Raw genomic sequence first — 25,138 nt, 5'->3', positions numbered from 1 at the left:
CTCAAATCTTACGGGCCAACAGACAACAAGCCAACATTGAACATCTTGCTTATCCAAATAACGAATCGACGAATTCTTTCCGGTTAAACACCTGTAAATCATCGATTCCCTCACCTATTCCAATGTATTTTACCGGCACTTTAAGTTGATCTGAAACACCGATAACCACACCACCTTTTGCCGTACCATCGAGTTTGGTAATGGCAAGAGAGGTTACTTCAGTTGCTTTGGTAAACTGTTTGGCCTGCTCAAAAGCGTTCTGACCGGTAGATCCGTCCAGCACCAGCATTATTTCATGCGGTGCATCAGGCACTACTTTCTGCATCACCTTCTTAACCTTGGTAAGCTCATTCATCAGATTAACCTTATTGTGCAAGCGACCGGCAGTATCAATGATCACCACATCGGCATCTTTGGTTTTTGCAGATGCCAGTGTATCGTATGCCACCGATGCAGGATCGGATCCCATTTTCTGTTTCACCAGCGGTACATCCACCCGGTTGGCCCAAATTTCAAGTTGCTCTATGGCAGCAGCCCGAAAAGTATCTGCAGCCCCCAGAATTACTTTTTTGCCAGATGCTTTAAACTTATGAGCCAATTTCCCTATAGTAGTGGTTTTCCCAACACCATTAACGCCCACTACCATTATTACATAAGGTTTTTTATCAACAGGGAATTCAAAATCCCCTTCGATGTCCTCTTCATTTTCAGCAAGCAAAGCAGCAATTTCCTCCCGGAGGATAACATTCAACTCACCGGTACCGACATATTTATCTTTAGCCACACGCTCTTCGATGCGCTCAATGATGCGAAGCGTGGTATCTACCCCCACATCCGAAGTGATTAATACCTCTTCCAGACTGTCGAGTACATCATCATCCACTCTGGTTTTCCCCACCACAGCGCGGGTCATTTTTTGAAAAACACTCTCTTTTGTCTTGGCCAGTCCTTTGTCCAGGTTTTCTTTTTTGGCCTTATTGAAACCACCGAATAATCCCATGGTAATAAATTGAAAAATTTAAGTTCCGGCAATCAGAAACAACGTTTCAGAACACCGATTTTCAGAAAAGGCCAAAGATAATCAATACTTTCGACATACATAAAAATTGCCACAGAGTAAAAGCCTTAAAAAATGCTTACTCTGTGGCAATTTTTTATATCCTGTCCGATCTACCCCAGAATGGAAATCAGCACTCCTGCTGCAACAGCAGATCCGATAACACCTGAGATATTGGAGGCCATGCAATATTGAAGCAGATGATTGCTGCTGTCGTGTTTCAGTCCCAGCTCATTGGCCACTCTGGAAGCCATTGGAACTGCACTCAGACCGGTAGCTCCCACCAGTGGATTGATTTTCTTTTTGGTCATCAGGTTATATACTTTTACAGCCAAAATCCCTCCGGCAATGGAGATGGCAAAAGCCAGAAATCCTCCAACAATAATGCCCAGTGTCTTTAAGTCCAGAAACACCTTTGCAGTCATGGTAGCCCCCACAGCCAGCCCCAGAAAAATTGTGGCTGTATTCATAATGGGACCTGTGGCAGCATCAGACAAGCGTGACGTTGCGGTACCAATCTCTTTGATAAGATTGCCAAACAGCAACATTCCCAGCAACGGAACCGATGAGGGCACCAGGATAGCTACCACAACACCCAAAACAATGGGGAATATTATTTTAACCGCTTTAATATTCTTGATCTTGAATTTGGGAGGATACAACTTATCCTGTTTTTTCATATTTATCAGAAACTCTTTTTTGGTCATGAGCCGATTGGCCACCAATGGCACAATGACAGGAACCAGCGCCATATAAGAATAGGCTGCAATGGCAATGGGGCCAAGCAAATGAGGTGCCAGTAAAATGGTGGTGTAAATGGCCGTGGGGCCGTCGGCACCGCCAATAATTCCAAGAGAACCAGCCTCTTTGGGTGAGAAACCCAGTGCGATGGCTCCGAAGAACACCCCGAAAATACCAATTTGTGCGGCGGCTCCGAAAAAGGCCAGTCGCAGGTTCCGCAACATGGGGCCAAAATCGGTCAACGCACCTACCCCCATGAAAATAATGGGTGGCAGAAAACCCGTTTTAATTAGCGAATAATAAACAAAATTCATGATGCCATATTCGCTGGCAATTTCAAAAAGGTTCATGTATCGATGACCGGGCAATTCCACCATTTCTGCCGGGACAACATCCATATTGCCACCGGGAAGATTGGCCAGAACAATACCAAAACCAATGGGAACCAACAACAGGGGTTCGTATTTTTTTACGATTCCCAGGTAGAGCAATACGGCACCAATTAAAATCATTAATAAAACACCGGGAGTTTCCCCAATCTCCCCCAGGGCAGTCATATCGTACAGTTGTCTGAGTATTTCCATTTATTTATTGGATTCTTTAAGCGTTCACCGGATCAACCGGAAATTTATTGAAGAACTACCAGTTCGTCGTCCTCTTCCACATCACTGCCGTTCTCTTTCAAGATTTTGGCAATCATTCCTCCTTTGTCGAATCGAACCGCATTGTAGGTTTTCATAGCTTCCACATAACCAAGGATATCTCCCTCTTTTACCTTATCCCCTTCTTTAATGGGAGTTTCGTTTGAATCTTTGGTAAAATAGAACTTTCCTTCCAACGGAGATATTACCGGCTCTCCTTTGGTCGAAGGCTGCGAAGGAATGGCCTCATTTGAAGGAGTTACTTTGGTATTATCAGTATCCTGCCCATTGCAGGAAACCATCACTTCAAACTCTTCTCCATTGACGTTGATATTCATTTTTGACGGAGAAAAATCTCCGCATCCGCCATTTGCAGTTGATCCATTAGATGCTGAAGATTCAGCCTCAGTTTTTCGCTCTGCGAGATCTGCTTCAAAAGCCTCTTTGGCTTTCCCCGATTTGTAGTTCCTGTACTGTTCGGGATGCATCGCCAGCTCCATCAGCTCTTCATCATCTTTGCCGTAGTCCCAGCCATTTTCATCCATCTCCTTACGGAAAGTGTCCAATGCATCGGGGTAAGGCTCCTGTGGATGACCGGTAAAGAACTCTCTTCCCTCCTTTTTGGCAAGTTCAATAATTTCGGGTGCCAGTTCTCCGGGGAGCTGACCGCTCTTTCCAAGAATCATATCCCAGATATTGTCTGCAATCATACTCCAGCGTTCTCTTCCCTTTTCCATCTGAAGCACATTCATAAGGGCCAGATTTTTCACATACTGACTAAAAGGAGTTACCAGCGGCGGGTATCCCAGTTTGGGCCAAATGTATTCAACCTCCTCAAAAAGCTTGATGAGCAAATCATCCTGCGAAAGTTCCGGCTCGTTGCGTTTTGCTTTCCACTTATTAAGGCTTTCCAGGTTATTTTCCAGGTCGGCCATCAGGCTGCCCATCATACCACCCGGAAGTCCGGGGCCAATGAGCAGCGAATTCATGTGCCGGTTTTTAGGATTGATATAATACCCCAGAAAATCATCCATAAACTCCTGAGTAAGCTTACGTACCTTCATATAAGCTTTCATATTGATATCGGGCACATCAAACCCGTCGTCCTTCAGCATCGCCTGAATGGTCAGCAGGTCGGCATGCCCCGTACCCCACGATAGCGGCTCCATGGCCACATCCACATAATCAACGCCGGCACGGGCCACCTCCAGAATGGTAGCTACCGAAAAACCAGGACCGGAATGTCCGTGGTACGTAATGGGCACCTCTTTATGTTGTTTCCGAATTCCTTTCACAATTTTTCCCAACCATGCCGGACGGGAAATACCTGCCATATCTTTGAGGCAAATCTCATCGGCACCTGCCTCAATAAATTTATCGGCCAGATTGATGTAATATTCAACGGTATGCACCTCAGAATAAGTCAGACTCATGGCTGCCTGTGCAATCATCCCCCCCTCTTTGGCATAATGTATGGAATCAATAATATTTCGCGGGTCGTTAAGCCCGTCAAAAGAGCGGGCAATATCTGTTCCCTGTTGCTTTTTTACCTTAAACATAAGCTTACGTACATCGGCAGGAACCGGCGACATGCGGATACCGTTCAGGGCCCGCTCAAGCATATGCGTCTGAATTCCGGCTTCGTTAAATGGCCTAGTCCATGCACGTACGGCTTCATTGGGATTCTCGCCAAAAAGCAGGTTGATTTGCTCAAAGCCACCACCATTGGTTTCCACCCTCGCAAAACATCCCATTTCGATAATCGCCGGAGCGACCTTTTCAAGCTGATCTTTCCGTGGCACATATTTACCTGACGATTGCCACATATCGCGATACAACAAAGAGAATTTTATTTTTCTACCCATAACGCTATCTTATATTTTTTATTTCTTTCTGATATCGATTACATTACCACGTCCACCTGTAACATTCTTTACTCCGGCAACGATTGCGGCAACTTTTGCAGGGTGAATATCCCCTTTTCCCGTTTGGTCAGCGGGTGGTCCGGAGGAATCCCCCGAGAAAAAACGGTTGACAAAAAATATGAGGGTATTTCCAATAATTACAACCAATAGTAACACTGAGAAAACGGTTACCATTCCTACCCCCAGAAGCACCCATGCTTGATCAAAACTTTCGGACATGTTACAATTTCATTTTCAGATTGAAACTTTCAGTGATAATATTTTGATAATCGACACACAATATTAAGATTTAAAACACACATTAAATAATTCTCCATCTTCGAAAGCTGGTTTTCATGAAGGATTTTCACTTCTATTTCATTGAGTTTCTTAATGCTATAACTTCTTTAAAATCTACAAGTTGTTTAAGGTATTTTTTCTTTAATTAAATTTGTAACTCATTACACATAGCGTCCCCAAAGGAGCAATATCAGATTGTAATCTCACCTGGTTTATGCAAAAGATACTCTCCCAAAAAATTGAGGCTTTTTGATTCGTTTCATTTGTTGTAATCAGGTGGTAAAAAACTAATTGAACCACTTTGCTCTGGCATAATAATTTTTAACCGGACACCAATAAAAAATCAATATAAGTTATTGGTCTAATGGAACTCGTCCCCAACATTCGGGACTCGTTTCATTTTAAAGAAATACATCATATTTTAAAAATGCCGAAGGACTATAAGCAATAATCCGGATTATTGCCCGGAGAATTTTTTTTAAAATCACGGCCCTCATTTTGTTGGTCCCTGTGCAATCAATAAAATGAGTAGTTTTTGGGAAAGTTTGCTTTGCAATTAAGCTTTTTTTAGCAGACTATTCTTATTACTTTTACCCTTAAAACAGGAAGTAATGAGTAATAACAAAATCCGGGAATTGTATGAGGTTTTCAGAGTGCAAGAAAAGGTCGGACTTTTCCTGGAAGATCACATGGAACGACTTTTTAGCGGGGCCGAAAAGGCAGGCATTAAGTTGAATTTTGATTCCGCAACTATAGAAAACTATTTAAAAAAATTCCTGTTAAAAGAGAATGTAGATTGCGGAAATATAAGACTATCGGTTTATTTTGATTCAGATACGGGAGAGGTCCAATCTCACAAAGCATCAGTTATTCCGCACAGCTATCCCACCCAGGAACAATATCAAAACGGTGTTTCCTGTAGCCTGCTTTTCAGTGAAAGGGATAATCCGGGAACAAAAATTGCCAATACAACATTGCGTAACAATGCCAATAAGCTCATTAAAGACCATAATGTTTTTGAAGTGTTACTGGTCAATCATCAGAAAGAAATAACAGAAGGAAGTCGCAGCAATGTCTTTTTTATTCTAAACAACCAGCTGCATACCGCACCCGATGAGTGGGTTTTGCCGGGTATTGCACGAAAAAAAATATTGAAGACAGCCAGGGATTTGCAAATCCAGGTCCACTACTCGGCTCTTCCTTATGACAAAATAAAAGAGGTTGAAGCAGCTTTTATTACCGGGACTTCCCCAAGAGTTCTGCCAATTAAAAACATTGAAGGTTTCAATCTGAAAGCAGATCATCCAATAATACAGCAACTAACAAAAGGTTTTTCAAAACTTATAATCGATTACATAAACAGTCATTTACACTAATAGTTATGAAACCAACCAGAGAAGATGCCCTTGCCATATTCAGGGATTACAATCAGAGTGAGAGTTTATACAAACATGCCATTTCGGTGGAAGCGGTGATGGATCACTTTGCCCGGAAAATGAACGAAGATCCCGAAAAATGGTCCATTATCGGATTGGTTCATGATTTGGATTACGAACAATACCCCGATCAGCATTGCACGATGACCCGGAAGATTCTGGAGGAACACCAATGGCCGGAAGAATACATCAGAGCTATCGTTAGTCATGGCTGGGGTATTTGCAGTGACACCAAGCCGGAGCACATCATGGAAAAAGTATTGTATGCCACCGATGAGTTGACAGGCCTGATTACAACCTCCGTTTTGGTAAGGCCCGACAAAAATCTTCATGAACTGAAAGTAAAATCGGTGATGAAGAAATGGAAAGACAAAAAGTTTGCTGCAGGCGTTGACCGTAACATCATTTTAAAAGGTGCCGAAATGCTGGAAATGGAGCTCAGAGATCTGATAGAAGAGACCATTGAGGCCATGAAAAAAGTAGCTCCCCAATTAGGTCTGGATGGGGCATCCTCCTAACCGTAAAGCCACTTAATTCTCAAAGTTCAGGGCAGGATTATAGTGTCATCGGTGGTATTGACCGGAATATTCTTTTACAGCCTCATACATCGCAAGGACATTTTCGACAGGTGTCTCCACCTTTATTTTATGGGAAGGCCCAATGATGAAGCCTCCTCCGGGAGCCATTGTATCTATCAGTTCCCGAACTCCTTCCCGCACATGATCAGGAGTTGACTTTCGTAGCAATAACTCCTCGTCCAGTCCGCCGGAAAAGGTAATCATCCGCCCAAAATCCTTTTTTAATCCCAGCGGGTTCATTCCTTCCGCACGCGTCTGAATGGGGTCAAGTACATCAGCACCTAGCGAAATAAATTCGGGAAGCAGTTTACGAACAGCACCGCAACTGTGCATATAATATTTCACACCCAGTTTTCGCGGTAATTCCATAAATCGCTCAATGGCCGGCCGGCAATAATTATTCCAGTTTTCATTGCTAATTACCAGTCCGTTACTGGCTCCAAAATCATCAGCAATACGTATGAAATCCACTTTATCTCCGGTTACAGCGAAGAAATGTTCGATAAAATCGACATAAAAATCAGTCACCTTATCAACCAAAGTTTTAAAGAAATGTGGATTGTACATCATCACATCCAGAAATGAATCGCGGCCTATGAGGCGTTGAATGATGCGAAAAAGTCCGGGTGAAGAGTACCCGGGTGCAGTCATAATCGAGTAATCTTTGTACTTTTCAACTTGTCCGGAAAGTGAATTAAAATCAAAAAGTCCTACATGCGGCCATGGATAGTCTTCCAGCACTCCTGGATCGGTAATTCCCTGAAGAGGAAAGCGGGTAGCTTCCCAGTACCTGAGGTCTCCGTGACCAACGAGGTCATATTCAACACCCCATATATCCTTCTTCTTTCCTTTTTTTTGATGAACAAGCTTTGGACCTGAATATACAGGCTCCACCCATCTAAAATCAATATCCAGGTGTTCAAGAAGCCTGTCAACATCAGAAAAACCCAGTTCCGACATCATTTTTTGCGTGAATTCGGGAACAGCCCAGTAAAAAACAGGTACCCGATCGGGTTCTTCATGATTCAAAGCCGTTAATACTCTCTCTTTGTGATTCATAAATGATAGATTTAGGTCTTATTCAATTATCATTTATTCCTGTTTTTGAGGCCAAAAACAATGCAAGATAGAGAAAAATGTTTGAAATCATCAAAAAACATCAATGATTTTTAAGAAACTAAAAATCCAGATACATCTATTAAAAGAAACTATCAGTTATTATCCTAATAAAGCGGTTTGATGACAAAACCATAAGAATATTCGGTGTCTGTTAACCTGTACTCTTCATGTGTCCAGGCTCCCCAGCTGTTGTCACCACCAACTCCTATTTGTCCGAGATCAATATCCACCGAAGTAAAATCCTGCTCAACCACATCAGTGGTGTGCCTATGACCGTCGGGGTGCTCAACTTTTCTATAATCCGAGTCAACAGGAGATTCAAAATCCTCCATGGAATTATGATGCGCTGAAACCTCCAGCAGCTGCCTGCCCTCAAAAAGAAGTCCTACTCCACCCCTATTGGTAATGCTAACCCAGCGAACATCCGTTTTATTTCCGTTTTCCTGAGGACGCAAATAAGGCTGGTATTGCTCTGCTACCGAACCGGCCCAAACATCCACCAAAGCTGCGGATTTTCTATCACGATAAGATTCCTGCGGTCCACGCCCCAACCATTCCATCTGATCAAACTCGCGGGGCATCACCAGCGTCATTCCCATACGGGGAATTTCCGGCAAGGTATCCGAACTCATATTAAAATGGTGATTCACTTCTATTCTTCCCTCGGAATCAACAATATAACCCACCTCAGAAGTGCCGATAAGCTGATGATTCTCATCGAAATAATTCCAGGAAAAAATCACTTTCTTGCCGCTTTGCACATCTTCTATTTCTGCAGAAGTAAGCTCCTTGTATTTTTCGGTATTTCGCCAGATGTGTGACCTCTGAGGCAGCCCATTACCAAAGTCATTGTCGGTTGGTGCCCGCCAGAACGAAGGCACAGGACCTTTCAGCAACATCTGTTTGCCATTGTACTGAAGTTGACTCATCTCTCCCCGGCTCATATCAAATTCCACCATAAAATCTTTCCAGGAAATAACCGCAGAAGAGTCATTGTTTTGTTTATCAACATTAAGAGCAACTATTCCGAGGGCTTCCTCTTTCTTTTCCTCAAACACCGGTAGCTTAAATTGCTCCTTTGCCAGAGCGATTCCTTCCGGCAACAGGCCCATTGGCTTCTTTAACCGGGCATGAATATTCAGAAAATATTCGGTGCCCGGATTGACATCAAAATCAGTAACAGCATTGACCCGGATCTGCTCCCCGGGTAACAAATTTACCGCTTCAAAGCGACCGGAATCCAGCACTTCTCCATCCCCTTTAATTTCCCAATCGAAATTAAAAATGCCGGTATTTAAAAACGAATAGTCATTCCGGATTTGAATGGCACCTTTGGTCAGATCCGCAGGATAGAATTTGATGTACTGATACACCTTTTTCACCTCCTCCAAAGCCGGTTGTGGCTTCCGATCAGGATCCACCAGTCCGTTGAGACAGAAATTACCGTCCGAAGGCACTGTATCCGGACCAAAATCACCTCCATAGGCATAGAATTCTTCTCCATATTCGTTGGTGGTCAGAAGTCCCTGATCCACCCAGTCCCATATAAAGCCTCCCTGCATTACCGGATTGGCCTCAATGGCATTCCAGTAATCCTGAAGGTTTCCGACGCTATTGCCCATCGCATGTGCATATTCGCACTGAATTAAGGGTTTGCTGCCATCTTTGCGGGCATATTGTTCCATATGCTCAATGGAAGCATACATCGGTACATAAATGTCGGTATTCCGACCACCATGTGCCTGCTCGTATTGAACCGGACGTGAAGAATCCGCCGATTTAAGAAAATCATAGGTCTTATCAAAATTAACGCCATCGCCGGCTTCATTACCAAGCGACCAGATAATCACCGAAGGTTGATTCTTATCGCGTTCAAACATATTACGAGTCCGATAAACGTGCGATAACATCCACAAAGAATCTTTTGCAAGAGATTCAGCTCCATAGCCCATTCCATGCGATTCAACATTGGCTTCATCAATGACATAAAGGCCATATTCATTGCACAACTCATAGAATCGTTCGGGCTGCGGATAGTGCGAAGTTCTTACAGCATTGATATTGTGGCTTTTCATCAGTTTAATATCCTCAAGCATGGTTTGCTCATCCACCACATGTCCGGTAACCGGATGGTGTTCATGCAGGTTTACCCCTTTCAGATTCACGTACGCACCGTTGATCAGCAATTTGTTTTCTTTGATTTCCACCTTTCTGAATCCAACATCCTGAACAATGGTTTCCAGCACTTCGCCTGACTCCTCTTTGAGATTGATTTCAAGATGATACAAATGAGGCGTTTCTGCCGACCAGGGCTTAATATTTTCCAGCACGGAACTCCAGCGGACCGTGCTGTCCACCACTGCATCAATAAAACTATCCACCTGTTTTGTATCGTCATACAAATTTGCCTCCACCATTACAGGCATTTCAACAGATGCATTCTCCACGCTCAGCTCAAGAGCAAAAACACCATCTTTCAAATCATCAGACAAATCAGAAGTAATACGAAAGTCGCTGATATGCTGTTGTTCACGAGCCATCAGGAAAACATCGCGCGTAATACCGCCCAGGCGCCAGAAATCCTGATCTTCCAGATAACTGCCATCACTCCACTTATACACTTCAACAGATAGACTGTTTTCACCGGATTTCAGATATTGAGTAATGTCAAATTCGGCAGGCGTTTTGCTATCCTCACTGTACCCGACCATATTTTCGTTCACCCAAACATACATAGCAGAACTGACCGCTCCGAAATGGAGATAAACTTTTTTTCCTTCCCAGGTGTCAGGAATGGTAAAATGACGTTTGTAAGAGCCCACCGGATTGTAATGATCCTGAATTTCCGGCGGAGTCTTTGCATGAGGATACTGAACATTGGTATAAATGGGATAATCATGCCCATGCATTTCCCAGTTGGAAGGGACGCTGATGGTTACCCAGTCTTCGGAATCAAAATCATCTTTGAAGAAATAAAAGGGGCGCTCCTGCGGATTTTGAGAGATATGAAAAGCCCATTCTCCATTGAGTGATTGAATGAAAGAGGATGCCCAAATATTGTCAGGATCCGCTTCATCGGGACCGGAAAACGGGACAAACCATGCACGCGGAGATTCTTTATTTACCTCGTTCACAAGAGGATTTTCCCAATCTCGCGGGGTTTTCTCCTCAAAAGGCACATCAGAGTAATCGCGATAATCGGTGCAGGAAACCAGTAAAATAAGAGGTAACAGGAGGTAGAAATACTTCATTCGTATCAGGTTTAAAATTATTCCGGTTGATTTTCCCCCTTGCTTCCACCACATCATTCTTCCTCAGTCAAAAGTGTTTTGACAATCAGCTAATTAACACAACGGGGCATCTCTAAAAAACAAATTTAGACAATATTTTTCACTACAAACCCGGACATCCTGATTTTTTAGGGAAATAATTTTTCTTCATTCAATTGGTGAAAAAGATTTGTTATTCTATTTTTACAAAATCTACTTAGTTTCTGTCCATAAAGTACCACTTGCGTTGTTGCGCTTGCCGACAAAATACTCATTTACGATTAGTAAACTCCGTTTTTGGCGGCTTCGCAAGCCTGGCAATTGGCACTTTCTGACCAGAAACATGACTAAAAACAAATTTTGCTTAGTTTATAGGCGGACACGACTCAAAAGTCTTAACCGTTATTCGGAATAACCTGCCGACAGTGGGGTATCATCCAAAAAATTAATTATTAGTATCCGGTAAAAAATACTCAACATAGAACAACCGCAATAAACCGTATCAAATATTAATCATAAATGAACATCAAATGAATTTATTAAAACCATTAATTTTTGCTGCAACAGGACTGATGATTATTCCTGCCTGCACCACAGGCGATTCGTCCGAAACAACCAGGCGTGCCGTTTTCTCACCCGAAAACATGGACACCACAGTAGCTCCGGGAGAGAATTTTTATTTATATGCCAATGGCGGCTGGATAAAGAATCATCCGCTGCCTGATGATAAAAGCCGATTCGGTGCTTTTGATATGCTGGCTGAAGAGAACCGGGAGAAAGTAAAAACAATCATTGAGGAAGCTGCCCAAACCGAAGCTGAAGAAGGAACTGTAGCTCAGCAAATCGGTGATTTCTTTGCCTCAGGCATGGACACAGTTGCAATAGATAAAGCCGGTCTAAAACCGCTTTCAGAGATTTTTGCCTTAATCGAAACCATCGAAAACCCGGAATCTTTGGTAAAAACCACTGCTGCACTTCATCAGCAACAAATTTATCCTTTCTTCTACCTCTACAGTTCACCCGACCGGAAAAACAGCGATATGGTAATTGCCAATTTTTATCAGGGCGGATTGGGACTTCCAGACCGGGATTATTATTTCGATGAAAGCGAACGCGGAAAAAAACTAAGAGACGCATACATAAAATATCTGACCACACTCTTTGTACTGAAGGGAGAAACAGAGGAAGCTGCCTCCCAAAAGACTGCTAACATAATGGAGTTGGAAACACGGATGGCAAAAGCATCCAATACCCGCCTGGAAAACAGAGATCCGCAAACAACCTACAACCCGACAACTCTTGAAGAACTTCCCCAAATGGCTGCCGGATTTGACTGGAGCCTTTATTTCAGTGAGGCAGGACTTCCCGAACCCGGAAAAATAAATGTGGGACAACCCAAATTTATGGCCGAAATTGCACAAATGGCCAATGAGGTTAGTCCGGAAATGTGGAGAGACTATTTCTCTGCTGTTGCAATGAGAAGCATGGCTCCTTATCTGACCCAGGACTTCGTGGAAGCCTCCTTTGAAATGTACGGCCGAACCCTGTCGGGACAACCAAGCATGGAACCCCGCTGGAAACGAGTTTTAAATACCACCAGCGGTGCCCTGGGAGAAGCTGTGGGACAGCTTTATGTAGAAAAATTTTTCCCTCCCGAAGCAAAGGAACGGATGCTGGAGTTGACAGGTAACCTGAGAAAATCATTTGCCCGTCGCATTGACCAGCTGGAATGGATGAGCGACGACACAAAGAAAGAAGCCCACAAAAAACTGGAAGCCATCAAAGTAAAAATCGGATATCCCGATAAGTGGAGAGATTACAGTGGACTGGAGGTATCCGAAGAAAGCTATGCTGAAAATGTATTGAGATCCAACCGCTTTGATTTCATTTACGATATCAATAAGATTGGAAAACCAGTGGATGAGGATGAATGGCACATGACTCCTCAAACAGTAAATGCTTATTACAGCCCGCTTGCCAACGAGATTGTTTTCCCGGCTGCAATTCTTCAACCTCCTTTCTTCTATCCCTATGGCGATGATGCAGTGAATTACGGAGCAATTGGTATGGTTATCGGTCATGAAATGACACATGGGTTCGATGATAAAGGTCGCCAATACGATATGGATGGAAACATGAACGACTGGTGGCAACCTGCCGATGCAGAAAATTTTGAAAATCGCGCACAGGTCTTGATTGACAGGTATGACAATTTTACAGTGCTTGACACCGTTAAAGCGGACGGAGAACTGACCTTGGGAGAGAATATCGCCGACCTTGGAGGTTTAAACATTGCTTATCAGGCCTATAAAATGAGCCTGGAGGGTAAAGATGAGCCCGCAAACCTGGATGGCTTCACCGACGATCAGCGCTTCTTTCTGGCGTATGCCCGTGTGTGGGCGCAAAACATAAGGAATGAAGAAATCCTGCGTCGCACAAAAGAAGACGTTCATTCACTGGGAAAATGGCGTGTAAATGGTCCTCTGCCCAATATGCAGGCATTTGTTGAAGCTTTTGAGGAAGCGATGTATCTTGCGCCTGAAAAGAGAGCCTCTATTTGGTAGAAAATTTGACCTACCTCATATAAAGTCTTTGCAAGAAAACACCAGCTACTTCGTTATTCTTGTTTTTGAATCAATCCTTTACAAAAAGTAAACTCCTTGGATTCAAAAACTTCGAAAGCCTTGTATTTGGTGCTTTCTTATCAAAGACTTGAAAAATATTAGTTTTTTTGCTAGCACTATATAAGGCAGGAAAGATATTAACAGGCTGAAGGCCTTACAAAAAAACAACAACATAACTGAATAAAAAAAGGCCATCCTGCAAGGGACGGCCTTTTTATTTTTAATCAGAAGATCATTTATCAAATAAACAGATTAAGATTAGATGATTCCGCCTCCTCAAGGTAGTTGGCGACACCACCTACACGAACACCATCAATCAACTCTTCACTGCGAACCCCCATCACATCCATACTCATCTGGCAGGCAATCATCTGCACTTCAGAACGAACAGCATTGTCAATCATCACCTCCAGTGCATCCACATTTTTACTTTTCATCCGCTGTTTCATCATGCCACGGCCAATTCCACCCATATTCATATTCGACAGAGGTAATTTACCGGCATGTCCGGGCATCATCAGACCAAACATGCGATCCATCATCCCTTTTCGGGTTCTGGGCTTATCCTGCTTTTTAATCACATTAAGACCCCAGAAAGTAAAGAACATTGTTACTTTTTTTCCCATGGAAGCCGCCCCGTTAGCAATCACAAAAGAAGCCAAGGCACGATCCAAATCATCGCTGAAAACAATAATGGTTTTATTGTCCCCTTTGTCAATGGTTCTGATACCTTCCGACAACCGCTCCATACCGTTCATTTCTGATGATTTTTCGCTTTTCTTACGGATAACAGCTGTTATTTCAGCTCCTTTCTTAGAGCGACCCACAAGGGTGTGCCCGGTAACCTTACACCAGGAGGCCACATCATTGTAAAATCCCGGGTCGGTAGCTTTGACCTGCATCTCCTGCCCGGGTTCAATTTTGGCCATCTCTTCCTTCAGTTTTAAAACCGGACCGGGACACTGCAATCCACAAGCGTCCACCTGGAGCGTATCTGCTTTTATCAGCGGTAATTGTCCCATCTCCTCTTCACTTACCGGCATTGCCTCTTCCGATTTACTGAATTTCAAGGGATTGTTTTGTTCTGCCATAGCCGACTGATAAACTTTCAAGCCTCCGGAAAGATTATACACCTTTTCAAATCCATGCTGCTTAAGGATGCGGGTAGCTACATACCCACGCAGACCGACACCGCAGAAGATGTAAAGATTTTTGTCGCGGGGTATTTCATCCAAACGCTCCCGAAGCTGATCAAGTTCTATGTTCACCGATCCCTCAATGGCATTCAGGCTGTATTCATCAGAAGTTCGAACATCGATAAGGCAACTGTCGGAGTGTGACCATTCATGAAACTTGTAAGGCGACAGGGGCAGAAACAGACCTTTCATAATGTTCTCGGCATTGTAACCAGCCTGACTAACAGGGTCCTTAGCGGAGCTAAAGGGAGGCGCATAAGCATGCTCTATCTCCTGAAGATCATAAATATCTCCATTTTCTTTAATAACAGCAGCGATAATGTCGATGCGCTTATCCACACCGCCATATCCAACAATCTGGGCACCCAGCACTTTACCGTTTTCAGGACTAAAGGTCAGCTTTAGCACCATGTTTGTGGAACCTGGATAATAACCCGCGTGGCTTCCGGCATTTACAATGGTTGACTGATGAGGGATACCCGCCTGAGCCAGTGCTTTATCGCTCAATCCGGTGGTTCCGGCAGTCAGATCAAATACCTTGGCAATAGCAGTACCAATAGATCCACGGTATTTTCTCTGATGTCCATAAACCATATTGTCGGCAAGAATGCGTCCCTGCTTATTGGCCGGGCCTGCCAGAAATGCCAGGGACGACTGACCGGTAAGAGGATGTGGAAACTCAATGGCATCTCCTACCGCATATATATTTTCCTGTGATGTTTGCAAGTAATCATCCACCACAATTCCACCACGCTGTCCCAGCTTCAGATTTGCCTTCTGTGCAAGCGAAGTATCAGGTTTCACACCAATAGACAACACCACAAAATCAGCTTTCAGCAAATTTCCGCTTGCCAAACGGACGGTCAATTCGTTTCCGTTGTCCCGGAACTCCTGAACGGCATCCTGCAAATACAGACCTACCTCCTTTTCCTTAAAATGCTGATGCAATAAAGCGGCAATTTCAGGATCCATCATATTCATCACCTGAGGAGCAGCCTCAACCACTGTTACATTAATCCCTCTGTGATGGAGGTTTTCGGCCATTTCCAGACCAATAAAACCGGCTCCCACCACAATGGCTGATCGAGGTTTTTCATCGTCCACAAAAGCCTTTATGCGGTCGGTATCATCTACGTTTCTGAGGGTAAAAATATTCTTATGATCGATGCCCGGAATGGGAGGCTTAACCGGCTGAGCACCGGGAGACAAGACCAATTTGTCGTACTTCTCGGAATACTCTTTTCCGCTTTTCAAATCACGCACACTCACCGTCTGATTTTCGGCATCAATATCTGTTACCTCTGAAAAAATCCTCACATCAATATTGAAACGGCCACCGAAACTTTCAGGTGTCTGAACCAACAATTTTTCGCGCTCCTTGATCACCCCCCCAATATAGTAGGGCAATCCGCAGTTGGCGTAGGAAATATGCTCACCTCTCTCGAGCATAATGATTTCTGCATTCTCGTCAATTCGCCTCAAACGTGCAGCAGTGGTGGCTCCGCCTGCCACTCCGCCAATGATTACATACTTTTTTTGCATAGCTTCTGATTAATTTGATGCAAAAGTATAAAAACATATACATTTTTATATGTTCATATATCTCATTTAAAGAAAAACTTCTTTAAAAGTTGTTAATGCTCTGAAATCAGTTTAGTCCGCTTGAATAGTTGATAAAAATTGAAGAAAAAAATCAAACTCGTTTTCCCAACAGAGTTTTTGATTACTTTTGCCGGCCAAAATCGGAAATAAAACCAACCATCACCATAACAACCGTCAAAGGAAATGGAAATAGACATCATCATCTGGCTCGATTATTTAGGAACTATGGTTTTTGCCATCAGTGGAGTACTGACAGCCGGAACAAAGCGGCTGGATCTTTTTGGGGCCATGTTCATCGGGGTGGTTACCGCCATTGGAGGTGGAACAACGAGAGATTTGCTGCTGGGGGTCACCCCGGTCACCTGGCTTCAGGGCTACGGATACCTCATTGCCATTTTCAGTGGATTTGCTGTCACACTCATTTTCAAAAAGTTTGTGGCCCGCATGCGCCGGACTTTATTTCTATTTGATACCATTGGAATAGGGGTATTTACCATTATTGGTCTCGAAAAAGCTTTAAACCTGGGAGTTAACCCGGCTGTAGCGGTAATAATGGGCATGACTTCAGCCGTTGTGGGAGGAGTTATCAGAGATACTTTGACCAATGATCTTCCGTTGATATTTCACAAAGAGATTTATGCCACCGCATGTATCACGGGAGCCTTGTTTTATCTGTTCTTCAACTGGTTGAATTTTCCTCCGGCACTCAACGAACTGTTGACCGTGGGTATCATCATTGCCATCAGGCTTCTGTCTATCAAATTCAATCTGGTTATTCCGGTATTTAAAACCCCTGAATCTTAACCCGGTTAATCATCATCATCCAGACTGGAAGCCATGTTCCAATAAGTTTGAGCTTTGTCCATTTCCCCGAGGCGGGCACAAACATCCCCCAGATTTTTATAAACTTCCGGATCGGACTGCTGCAAATTGGAAGCTTCCAGAAAATCCTGATAAGCCCCCGAAAAGTGACGCAGCTGAAAACGGGCTTTTCCCCTGCCAAATAATGCAGCAAAATTGCGTTGACGCAATTTGAGTACCGACGAAAAATCCCTTTCCGCATTTTCCAGGTCACCGGTTTCGGCAAGGATATTTCCACGTCGAAGCAGGGCATCAATAAATCTGGGATTCAGACTCAGTGCTTTATTCAGATTGGCCAAAGCACTTCTTTTGTCCTTAAATTTCACCTCACATTCGTTGGCCATCAGGAAGTACTCACGAGCAAATTCCTCCACATTCTTCTGTTGAAGGGCCAGCTCTTCTTCCAAATCATCAATTTTCTTTTTTAATCTGGTGGCAAAAACCATTTCATTGGCCATAAATCGCTGAATGATGGGGCTTTCCAAATCATCTTTCCGATATTTTACAGCTTCTGCCAAATATTTCACCGACTCTTGCCAGTTTCCCTGTCGAAAACTTTTTAATGCCGAAATATAAGCCCCGTCAGCCTTGGCTTTATTCAGCTCTTCCTGAATCAACCGCTGGTCATTGGCCGATTGGGCAAACTGTGTCACCTGTGGGTTGACAATGACATCGCGCGAGGTAACAGGAGTTTTCAGCACAATGCCCTCCAGCGACCGGCAACGGCTGAGAGCCACATACAACTGACCACCTGCGAAGGCACCACCACTAAAATCAATTACTACCTTGTCGAATGTAAGCCCCTGGCTTTTATGCACGGTGATGGCCCAGGCCAGACGCAGCGGAAACTGAGTAAATGACCCAATCTCCTCTTCTATGATCCGGTTGTTTTCTTCATCGTAACGGTACCTGAGATTAAGCCATTTTTCCCGGGTTATCAAATGAGTCTGATCATCCTCTGTTCGCACATAAATTCCGTCTTCACCAATTTCATCAACCAATCCCAGCGTTCCGTTGTACCAGCGTTTTTGAGAATCGTTCTTCACAAACATCACCTGAGCATTCTCCTTCAACACCAATTCTTTAAGTGTTGGCAGACTCGATTCGGAAAACTCACCCTGTATCTCACCGGTAAAAGTCTCGGCATCACCTTCCAATTCATCTAGTTTCTTGTCGTTGATATAGTTCACCGTATCACGACGAGTCGCAAGAGTAATAAAAAGCTCACTCACAGGAGGTTCAAAAGACCTGTCAAGACGCTTGTTGATATTGGATATATCGGTTGGAGCAGCAGCATTTACCCGTATTTTATCCAGCATCTGCACAAAAGCCTTATCGTTTTGCCGATATACCTTCTTCAATTCAATCTGAACCAACGGGATTCGTGAAAACACTCTGGCAGAAAAGAAAAATGGAGACTTGTAAAACCGGCTGAGAATCTTCCAGTCATCGGAACGAACCACCGGCTCTAACTGAAAAGCATCCCCCACCATCAGAATCTGTTTCCCGCCGAAAGGCAACGTTTTATTTTTGGTATATACCCGCAAAACCTGGTCAATAAAGTCCAGCACGTCCACCCGCACCATTGAGACCTCGTCAATAATTAACAAATCGGTCTCACGGATAAGCTTAATTTTCTCCTTATTGTACTTTAGAAAATCAAAAATGCGACCATCTTTGGTTGACAGATCCGGATCATCGGGCAATATGGGTCGGAACGGAATCTTGAAAAAGGAGTGCATGGTTACCCCGCCGGCATTAATAGCCGCAATACCTGTGGGCGCCACCACAATATGTTTTTTGTGCGTATTCTCACAAATATATTTCAGAAAGGTAGATTTCCCCGTTCCGGCACGCCCCGTTAAAAACACGGAAGAGTTGGTGTATTGGATTAACTGAAGCGCATTTCGAAACTCCGCATTATCAAGATCCATATTTTCAGGCAATTCACTACTCATACGCGGACTCCTCTTCTAATTTCTTTTCAGTTTCAAATGCGCCATATCGTTTAATAATGCTGTAAGCTTCAAAAACACCCAATTCACCGGCTTTACTTAAATCCATTGTGCCCTCGGTCGTTTGTTCAAGATAAATCCTGTTCAAACCACGGTTAAAATAGGCTTCAGCAAAGTCAGGGTTGAGCGCGATTGCTTTGGAGTAATCCTCCACCGAAGCCTCAAAATCGCGCAAAAGACTTTTCATAAATGCTCTGTTGAACCATGCAAACTCAAATTCGGGTGCCAGTTCAATGACTTTATTCAGGTCGTCAATAATTAAGTTATAATCCAGAATAGATGACTGATCTGCTCCTCCAGCCCCCAACGGATCTCCGGAACCGGAAAGCTTGAGCTCTTCTATGGATGGTGCCTCCTCTGCTTCAAAGGATTTCACGGTCTCCACCATCTTATACCGGGCAAACGCCCTCTGGAAATAAGCCAAATAACAAGTACTGTCCAGCGACACCGCACTGCTGAAATCTTCGATGGCATTATTTAGATTCTGAACAGCCAGATAATGCATTCCACGCTCCATCAAAAGGTTCACACTGCTTTCAGTATCATCAGCATTTTCCAATCGCGCACTTAAACGGGCAATATTCTCAAACAAAATGGCTGATGCCTCCCGGCTTATTTCACCTGTAACATTGGCTATTTCCACAGATCGTCCGGAGTGGAAATGCTCTGCCAATTCTTCCACATCCCGATCAAAATAGCGTACTCTGTGTACCAGTGTATCTCCCGGGAAAAAGGTCAGCCCGTATGGTCCCTGAAGATCCACCATGATATTGCGATTCTGAATTTTCCCCCTCAACGACGAACTGGTGAGTTCCTCAGGTTGATCGGTTCCAAAATCATCCAGAACAGCCATTTTGTCGTAATTCCGGATGTTTCGGTCGTTTTCGCCGCGTGTCTCTTTTCTCTTCTTCTTGTCGGCAGGTTCATCTTCTTCTTTATTTGCTGATGCCAATTGATCCTCCTCCTTGCCGATTTTTTCTCTTCGATCCATCTCGAGTTTCATCGCGGTATTGTAATCCAATTGAGCAGCATCTTTTTGTCCCAAAGCAAGCCTGACCTCGGCCCTGTTGTAATAAACCGGAGAATAATCGGGATAAGCATCCGCCACAATATTGTAATCAGACAATGCCTTGCGGTATTCTCCTTTTTCCTGATAAAGCATTCCTCTGTAAAACAAAGTGGGAAGATCTTCGCCACGAAGTGCCAGCACTCTTGAAAAATCATCAATGGCGCCATCCAAATCACCGATTTCAGCCCGCAAGATCCCCCGGTTGTTGTACCCCATGGCATTTCGGGGATCCAACTCAACAAATTTATTGAAATCAGCCATCGTTCCGCGCAAATTATCCAGCTGATAACGGATAATTCCGCGATTCATATAAAGCGATGCCTCTTCGGGCCTTAGTTTCACTGCCGCATCCACATCCTTGAGCGCTTTTTCAAATGCTCCCTGATGATAATAAATCATCGACCGGTTCACAAAACCATCCGGAATATATGGATTACGTTCCACCGCCTCTGAAAAATCCTGCAATGCCCCAATCGTATCTTTGGCTGAAAATCTGGCAAGTCCGCGGTTCAGATAAGCAGTGACCAAATTGGGTGATTCATCCAAAATATCAGAATAAACATGAATGGCTTCATCGAAATCTTTGGTCTGGATGTAGGCTATTCCCAAGTTAATCATCAGGTTCATATTCAACGGATCCACCTCCAGTCCCCGATTATAATCATCGATGGAAGCTTCCGGATTTTCGAGTTTTTGATGCAGAATTCCGCGCAAATTATATGCATCAATCATATAAGGATTTATTTCCAGCGCTTTATCACAGTCCTCCAATGCTCCGGGATAGTCTTCAAGGTGATATTTACCCACTGCCCTGTAATAATAAGGATCGGCAAGATAAGGTTTGACCTTAATGATTTGGTTAAAATACTGAATGGCCAGAATGTAATCCTCGAAATAGAGGGCATTACGACCAATAATGGTCATGCGGTCGGTATCAATTTGCGCTTTCGCACTTCCACCTCCAAAAGCCGTCAAAACCAATAATATATAGATAATTTTCCGCATAAGCATTAGTAAGTGAAGCCGGTTTCCAGCAATTCTTCATTTCCGGCATTGTCGGTCACTTCAATTTTCAATTGATGAACTCCCCTCTCCAGAAATGGCACTCTGTCAAAAACACAAATCAATTCATTATTTTTTGCATCATACTCAAAAAGAGCCCACTGATCATTGATGTATCCCGCAAACTGTGTCACTCCGGAAAAATCATCCTCCATCCGGACAACCATTTTATCCCGGTTGGAATAATTATTATCCACCGGGGGATTCTTCAAATACAACAACGGGGCAACGCTATCCCTGACCAAAAGAAAATCTCCGCAAAGCCTGCTGTTTATCACAAATTCTGAACCATCGACACTGCCACCGGCATACTGAGGCTTCAGATTTCCATCCAATACAGCTCCGCACAACCCTTTTGTTTCTATTGAGTCAGGCAATGGGAATCTTATTTCAAAACCATTATGAACGGGGATGGTTTTATCAAAAATCGAAAAAACGGTACCCGATTCCGAAATAAACGATTCTCTCACACCTATTGCACCCCTAACATCCTCATAAAATGTCCCCTTTTCCATGGAAACCGAATGATTTGCCTCTTCATACGAAAAGGGAGCTCCGGCATCAATAAAAACCGGGGACGCCTCTGCCCCCGTTCCGGAAGCCAGAAATTGATCTCCCTCCACCGAAAAACGAAGTGAGGAACTGTTCCCGGAAATATCTTTCACAAGATAATCAAACTGAAAATCTTTTCCGGGCTCAAGGTCTATTTTCCCACGCTGGGCATTAAATTCATACAGATCTATTTGATTGTATGGATCCACAAAACTTTTCTGAATGGTACGTCCGGAGGTCATTTTATCGGAATAATCTATATGGCTGTTCACAAAACGGGTGTCATGAAAAAAGAAACCATCCATCACGCTTGAAAAAGCAAGATCCTCATTTACTTTAAGTCCTATGCTGTGTACCCCGCACTTGCGCCATGAACCCGTGTAATAATCGAGCACCTCAATTCCCACGCCGATGGTACCGGTAGCTTTAATATCGGGACTGTGTTTCAGGTGAAAAGCACCATCATAAAACACTGCGGGGTAATATACCGGCTCCTTTTCACCGTTAATGGTAGCTCCGGGGTCAAGCGGATAGATTTTGACACCTGCGATATGGGGTCGAACATTGTCTTTTACCGGAGTTGGAAATGCAAGCGGATCAACGGGTTTTTGTCCCTCCGTGATTCGCACTTCAAAATGAAGATGAGGACCTCCGGAACTTCCTGAATTGCCTGAGTAGGCCACTACATCTCCCCTTTCCACTGTGAATTCACCGGATTTCAGATATTCATTAATATCAAAAGACTCTTCCTGATATTGCAAGGCAAGAACCAGAGAATCCAAAACCGGAGAAAACGATTCCAGATGAGCATAAACTGTGGTATATCCTGAAGGATGATCAATGTAGAGCGCCTTTCCAAAGCCACCTGAAGAAACGGCGATTCTGGAAACATATCCATCATCGGCTGCAAAAACAGGCAATCCGGTTTTGCCATACGTGGTAATATCCAGACCAGAGTGAAAATGATTGCTCCTGATCTCCCCGAAACTACCACTCACCTTTGGCTTTATCTCCAGCGGAAAACGATAATTCCATTCGCCATTGATGCTCTGCGCCCCTGCAAGTCCCGCAATCAGCAATAAAATAAATAGTTGAATTGAAAAAATATATTGTTTTAGCATCCGATTCATTATTTGAGGCCTTAAAAATAGAAAATTTTGAGGGGTTTAAAGAATTTTCATATCAGAACAAAGCTATCAAACAATATGCCTCAATTGGATGTTGTATTAATAAACTTCAAAAACCTAAAAGTCATGAAAAACAAGGATGCTTATATTGAAAAATTTGAAGCCCAAATTAAGGAGTTACAGGCCGACATCGACAAGCTGGATGCAAAAGCCAAACAGAGCGAAGCGGACATGAAAATTAAATACCAGGATGAACTGGAACAACTCCGGGGCAAAAGGGATCAGTTAAAAGGGCGACTGACCGAGATAAAGAATGCTTCGGACGATGCCTGGGAAGAATTGAAATCAGGTGCCGAAAAAGCTTTTGACGACTTGAAAAACAGCTGGAAAACAGCAATGGACAAGTTTAACAAAGAATAAAAATTTAACCACTTAAACGATCATTACAAATAACAATTTTACCATCTGTTTGCTTTATTGGAATATGTTGTGTCATGGTAGAAAAACAAGGACAATAAGGCAAAAGTGGTAGAGTTGTTATTTTTTTATCAAAGAATCAAAAAAATGCCGGCAAAAAACCGGCATTTTTCATTAATCAGAAGTGTATTTTGGGAAATAATTACGGGAAAATAATCCCGTCCTGATTGTTTACAACCACATGAGGAATCGTACTTCCGTACTTCTCATTCACCGCATCAATAAACTCATTGGCCAAAATGGCCGAACCACGCGCGGTAACATGGATTCCATCCAGAGAAAATACTCCTCCGGTAATGTAAGCATTATTGTAGGATATGCCATTTACCATCAGACCTTCGGCAGTAGCCCCCAGTAAATCATTGGTCTCCACCAGAGCCAGATCAAACTGACCGGCCCGATCCCTGATAACGCCATTAAAAGCTTCAGTAGCCTCCGAAATAGCAGTCAACTCAGCTTTATCCAGCACATATTCCTGAGGAACCGGACTTTGAGAACCCCATCCTGCCGCAGTGATATTGGTCCGGGCAGTAAGCAATATTTTTTCATCAGTCTCTATCTGTCGCATGCCCAGCGGATGATCTTCATCTTCCACTACAAAATAATTGGCACCTTCGGTAAAAGTGATTTTTTCCAGGTTATATTGCACTTCAGCATCATTGTACTGTTGATAACCTGCATTCAGTGCAGCAGCCTGCTCTGCGGTCAATTCCAACATGCCGGGCAATACTGTATTAAAAAAAGGAATACGGTCAATATCGGGAACAGTGGCAATCACCCCTTTGGCTCCCTGTCCTGTCAGGCTCGATAACATCAAATCATAACTTTGACCAAAAACTCCGGCAGGAGTAATATCATCTCCGCCCATTCCGGCACTTTCGCCTTCTCCACCGGCAAGAGCATAACCCAACACATCATTTCCGCCAATCCAAAGGCTGAAAAAAGTGGGATTTAATGACAGAGCATCTGATAAAGCTGTGGAAACACCCGGTGCTGTTGCAAACCGCGCATAAAAAGGATTAAAATTGCCTGCACCTAATGTGTAATCTCCATATTGGGGAGCGACCAGATGATAACTTCTGGCCCCCGGTATTCCCACGTTATGGTATGGTGCCCCGTCATTGATCCAGGTTGAAGGATCTGTCAAAAGCTCAGGGTTTCCTTCTGTGGTAACAGGGGCAAGACCGGATTGTGTAACCTGAAGTTCCATTTTTCCTTCGAGGGATGAACCAACACTGGTTTCTGCGGGCAAAAACGGCACGGAAAAACCCTCATTTCCCAGGCCGGACAGATTCGCAGCCATCAAAGTTGTAAAGGCACTCTCCTGACCATCCCTGCTCAATGCACCATCAGTATATCCGGCAGAATAAGAATCACCCAACGATACAAACACAGAAAAATCGGCTTCTCCACTTTTTGGCGTTGGAACATCTGCCTCCTGATCGCAGGAACTCAGAAATGTAATTGCTAAGGCAAAATATAATAGCTTATTGATCATCTTCATTCGT

At 43.6% G+C, this 25,138-nt stretch carries 16 protein-coding genes; 5 read left to right on the top strand and 11 right to left on the bottom strand.

The window, feature by feature from the left end:
- Positions 1-49: 49 nt before the first annotated feature.
- From ftsY to BY457_RS08825, 4 genes are all read right to left on the bottom strand, one after another.
- Entirely contained in the window at positions 50-1,000 is a 951-nt protein-coding gene (ftsY, locus tag BY457_RS08840; protein ID WP_106152971.1) for a signal recognition particle-docking protein FtsY, read from the bottom strand.
- Positions 1,001-1,170: 170 nt separating this feature from the next.
- Positions 1,171-2,382 (bottom strand): sodium ion-translocating decarboxylase subunit beta, encoded by a 1,212-nt coding sequence (locus tag BY457_RS08835; protein ID WP_106152970.1) that lies wholly within the window; start codon positions 2,380-2,382, stop codon positions 1,171-1,173.
- Positions 2,383-2,426: 44 nt separating this feature from the next.
- The gene (locus BY457_RS08830) at positions 2,427-4,304 is read right to left on the bottom strand and encodes a biotin/lipoyl-containing protein (RefSeq protein ID WP_106152969.1); all 1,878 of its coding nucleotides are present in this window, start codon (positions 4,302-4,304) and stop codon (positions 2,427-2,429) included.
- A gap of 18 nt (positions 4,305-4,322) precedes the next feature.
- Positions 4,323-4,583, bottom strand: coding sequence for an OadG family protein (locus BY457_RS08825; RefSeq protein WP_106152968.1), 261 nt, complete (start codon positions 4,581-4,583; stop codon positions 4,323-4,325).
- 671 nt (positions 4,584-5,254) lie between these two features.
- Here BY457_RS08825 and BY457_RS08820 point away from each other — a divergent pair.
- Positions 5,255-6,019: an aminotransferase class IV gene (locus BY457_RS08820; protein ID WP_106152967.1), complete on the top strand. Its 765-nt coding sequence runs from the start codon at positions 5,255-5,257 to the stop codon at positions 6,017-6,019.
- Positions 6,020-6,024: 5 nt separating this feature from the next.
- Entirely contained in the window at positions 6,025-6,597 is a 573-nt protein-coding gene (locus tag BY457_RS08815) for an HDIG domain-containing metalloprotein (protein ID WP_106152966.1), read from the top strand.
- Between the two features lie 45 nt (positions 6,598-6,642).
- Here the strand turns inward: BY457_RS08815 and BY457_RS08810 are convergent, their stop codons facing one another.
- The gene (locus BY457_RS08810; RefSeq protein ID WP_106152965.1) at positions 6,643-7,716 is read right to left on the bottom strand and encodes a uroporphyrinogen decarboxylase family protein; all 1,074 of its coding nucleotides are present in this window, start codon (positions 7,714-7,716) and stop codon (positions 6,643-6,645) included.
- Positions 7,717-7,880: 164 nt separating this feature from the next.
- Positions 7,881-11,027: a glycoside hydrolase family 2 TIM barrel-domain containing protein gene (locus BY457_RS08805; RefSeq protein ID WP_106153094.1), complete on the bottom strand. Its 3,147-nt coding sequence runs from the start codon at positions 11,025-11,027 to the stop codon at positions 7,881-7,883.
- Between the two features lie 548 nt (positions 11,028-11,575).
- On the opposite strand from BY457_RS08805, the gene BY457_RS08800 reads away from it, so the two are divergent.
- Entirely contained in the window at positions 11,576-13,609 is a 2,034-nt protein-coding gene (locus tag BY457_RS08800) for a M13 family metallopeptidase (protein WP_181256444.1), read from the top strand.
- Between the two features lie 299 nt (positions 13,610-13,908).
- On the opposite strand, the gene BY457_RS08795 is transcribed toward BY457_RS08800, so the two are convergent.
- Positions 13,909-16,407 (bottom strand): FAD-dependent oxidoreductase, encoded by a 2,499-nt coding sequence (locus BY457_RS08795; protein ID WP_106152964.1) that lies wholly within the window; start codon positions 16,405-16,407, stop codon positions 13,909-13,911.
- 243 nt (positions 16,408-16,650) lie between these two features.
- Here BY457_RS08795 and BY457_RS08790 point away from each other — a divergent pair, with 243 nt between their 5' ends.
- Entirely contained in the window at positions 16,651-17,271 is a 621-nt protein-coding gene (locus BY457_RS08790) for a trimeric intracellular cation channel family protein (RefSeq protein ID WP_258176677.1), read from the top strand.
- Between the two features lie 5 nt (positions 17,272-17,276).
- Here BY457_RS08790 and BY457_RS08785 read toward each other — a convergent pair whose 3' ends face one another.
- From BY457_RS08785 to BY457_RS08775, 3 genes are read right to left on the bottom strand one after another with little or no spacing between them, the layout of a single operon-like run.
- A complete protein-coding gene (locus BY457_RS08785) occupies positions 17,277-19,286 on the bottom strand; it encodes an AAA family ATPase (protein WP_106152963.1) in 2,010 nt (669 codons plus the stop codon).
- Entirely contained in the window at positions 19,279-21,417 is a 2,139-nt protein-coding gene (locus tag BY457_RS08780) for a tetratricopeptide repeat protein (protein ID WP_106153091.1), read from the bottom strand. The genes BY457_RS08785 and BY457_RS08780 overlap by 8 nt, the downstream gene beginning before the upstream one ends.
- Positions 21,418-21,422: 5 nt before the next feature.
- On the bottom strand, positions 21,423-23,147 hold the full coding sequence (locus BY457_RS08775) for a M23 family metallopeptidase (RefSeq protein WP_106152962.1): 1,725 nt from the start codon (positions 23,145-23,147) through the stop codon (positions 21,423-21,425).
- Between the two features lie 132 nt (positions 23,148-23,279).
- Here BY457_RS08775 and BY457_RS08770 point away from each other — a divergent pair, with 132 nt between their 5' ends.
- Positions 23,280-23,573 carry a coiled coil domain-containing protein gene (locus BY457_RS08770; RefSeq protein ID WP_106152961.1) on the top strand — a complete coding sequence of 98 codons (294 nt, stop codon included), beginning with the start codon at positions 23,280-23,282 and terminating at the stop codon, positions 23,571-23,573.
- A gap of 199 nt (positions 23,574-23,772) precedes the next feature.
- Here BY457_RS08770 and BY457_RS08765 read toward each other — a convergent pair whose 3' ends face one another.
- The gene (locus BY457_RS08765; RefSeq protein ID WP_258176676.1) at positions 23,773-25,134 is read right to left on the bottom strand and encodes a hypothetical protein; all 1,362 of its coding nucleotides are present in this window, start codon (positions 25,132-25,134) and stop codon (positions 23,773-23,775) included.
- Positions 25,135-25,138: the final 4 nt, after the last annotated feature.

The organism is Marinilabilia salmonicolor (genome assembly GCF_003003035.1).
Lineage (GTDB): Bacteria > Bacteroidota > Bacteroidia > Bacteroidales > Marinilabiliaceae > Marinilabilia > Marinilabilia salmonicolor_A.
This window is presented reverse-complemented; position numbering and strand designations above follow the sequence as displayed.

Bases quoted from the DNA above. Each gene is read 5' to 3' on its own strand.
- ftsY (WP_106152971.1), bottom strand. From the start codon at position 1,000: ATGGGATTATTCGGTGGTTTCAATAAGGCCAAAAAAGAAAACCTGGAC.
- BY457_RS08835 (WP_106152970.1), bottom strand. From the start codon at position 2,382: ATGGAAATACTCAGACAACTGTACGATATGACTGCCCTGGGGGAGATT.
- BY457_RS08830 (WP_106152969.1), bottom strand. From the start codon at position 4,304: ATGGGTAGAAAAATAAAATTCTCTTTGTTGTATCGCGATATGTGGCAA.
- BY457_RS08825 (WP_106152968.1), bottom strand. From the start codon at position 4,583: ATGTCCGAAAGTTTTGATCAAGCATGGGTGCTTCTGGGGGTAGGAATG.
- BY457_RS08820 (WP_106152967.1), top strand. From the start codon at position 5,255: ATGAGTAATAACAAAATCCGGGAATTGTATGAGGTTTTCAGAGTGCAA.
- BY457_RS08815 (WP_106152966.1), top strand. From the start codon at position 6,025: ATGAAACCAACCAGAGAAGATGCCCTTGCCATATTCAGGGATTACAAT.
- BY457_RS08810 (WP_106152965.1), bottom strand. From the start codon at position 7,716: ATGAATCACAAAGAGAGAGTATTAACGGCTTTGAATCATGAAGAACCC.
- BY457_RS08805 (WP_106153094.1), bottom strand. From the start codon at position 11,027: ATGAAGTATTTCTACCTCCTGTTACCTCTTATTTTACTGGTTTCCTGC.
- BY457_RS08800 (WP_181256444.1), top strand. From the start codon at position 11,576: ATGAATTTATTAAAACCATTAATTTTTGCTGCAACAGGACTGATGATT.
- BY457_RS08795 (WP_106152964.1), bottom strand. From the start codon at position 16,407: ATGCAAAAAAAGTATGTAATCATTGGCGGAGTGGCAGGCGGAGCCACC.
- BY457_RS08790 (WP_258176677.1), top strand. From the start codon at position 16,651: ATGGAAATAGACATCATCATCTGGCTCGATTATTTAGGAACTATGGTT.
- BY457_RS08785 (WP_106152963.1), bottom strand. From the start codon at position 19,286: ATGAGTAGTGAATTGCCTGAAAATATGGATCTTGATAATGCGGAGTTT.
- BY457_RS08780 (WP_106153091.1), bottom strand. From the start codon at position 21,417: ATGCGGAAAATTATCTATATATTATTGGTTTTGACGGCTTTTGGAGGT.
- BY457_RS08775 (WP_106152962.1), bottom strand. From the start codon at position 23,147: ATGCTAAAACAATATATTTTTTCAATTCAACTATTTATTTTATTGCTG.
- BY457_RS08770 (WP_106152961.1), top strand. From the start codon at position 23,280: ATGAAAAACAAGGATGCTTATATTGAAAAATTTGAAGCCCAAATTAAG.
- BY457_RS08765 (WP_258176676.1), bottom strand. From the start codon at position 25,134: ATGAAGATGATCAATAAGCTATTATATTTTGCCTTAGCAATTACATTT.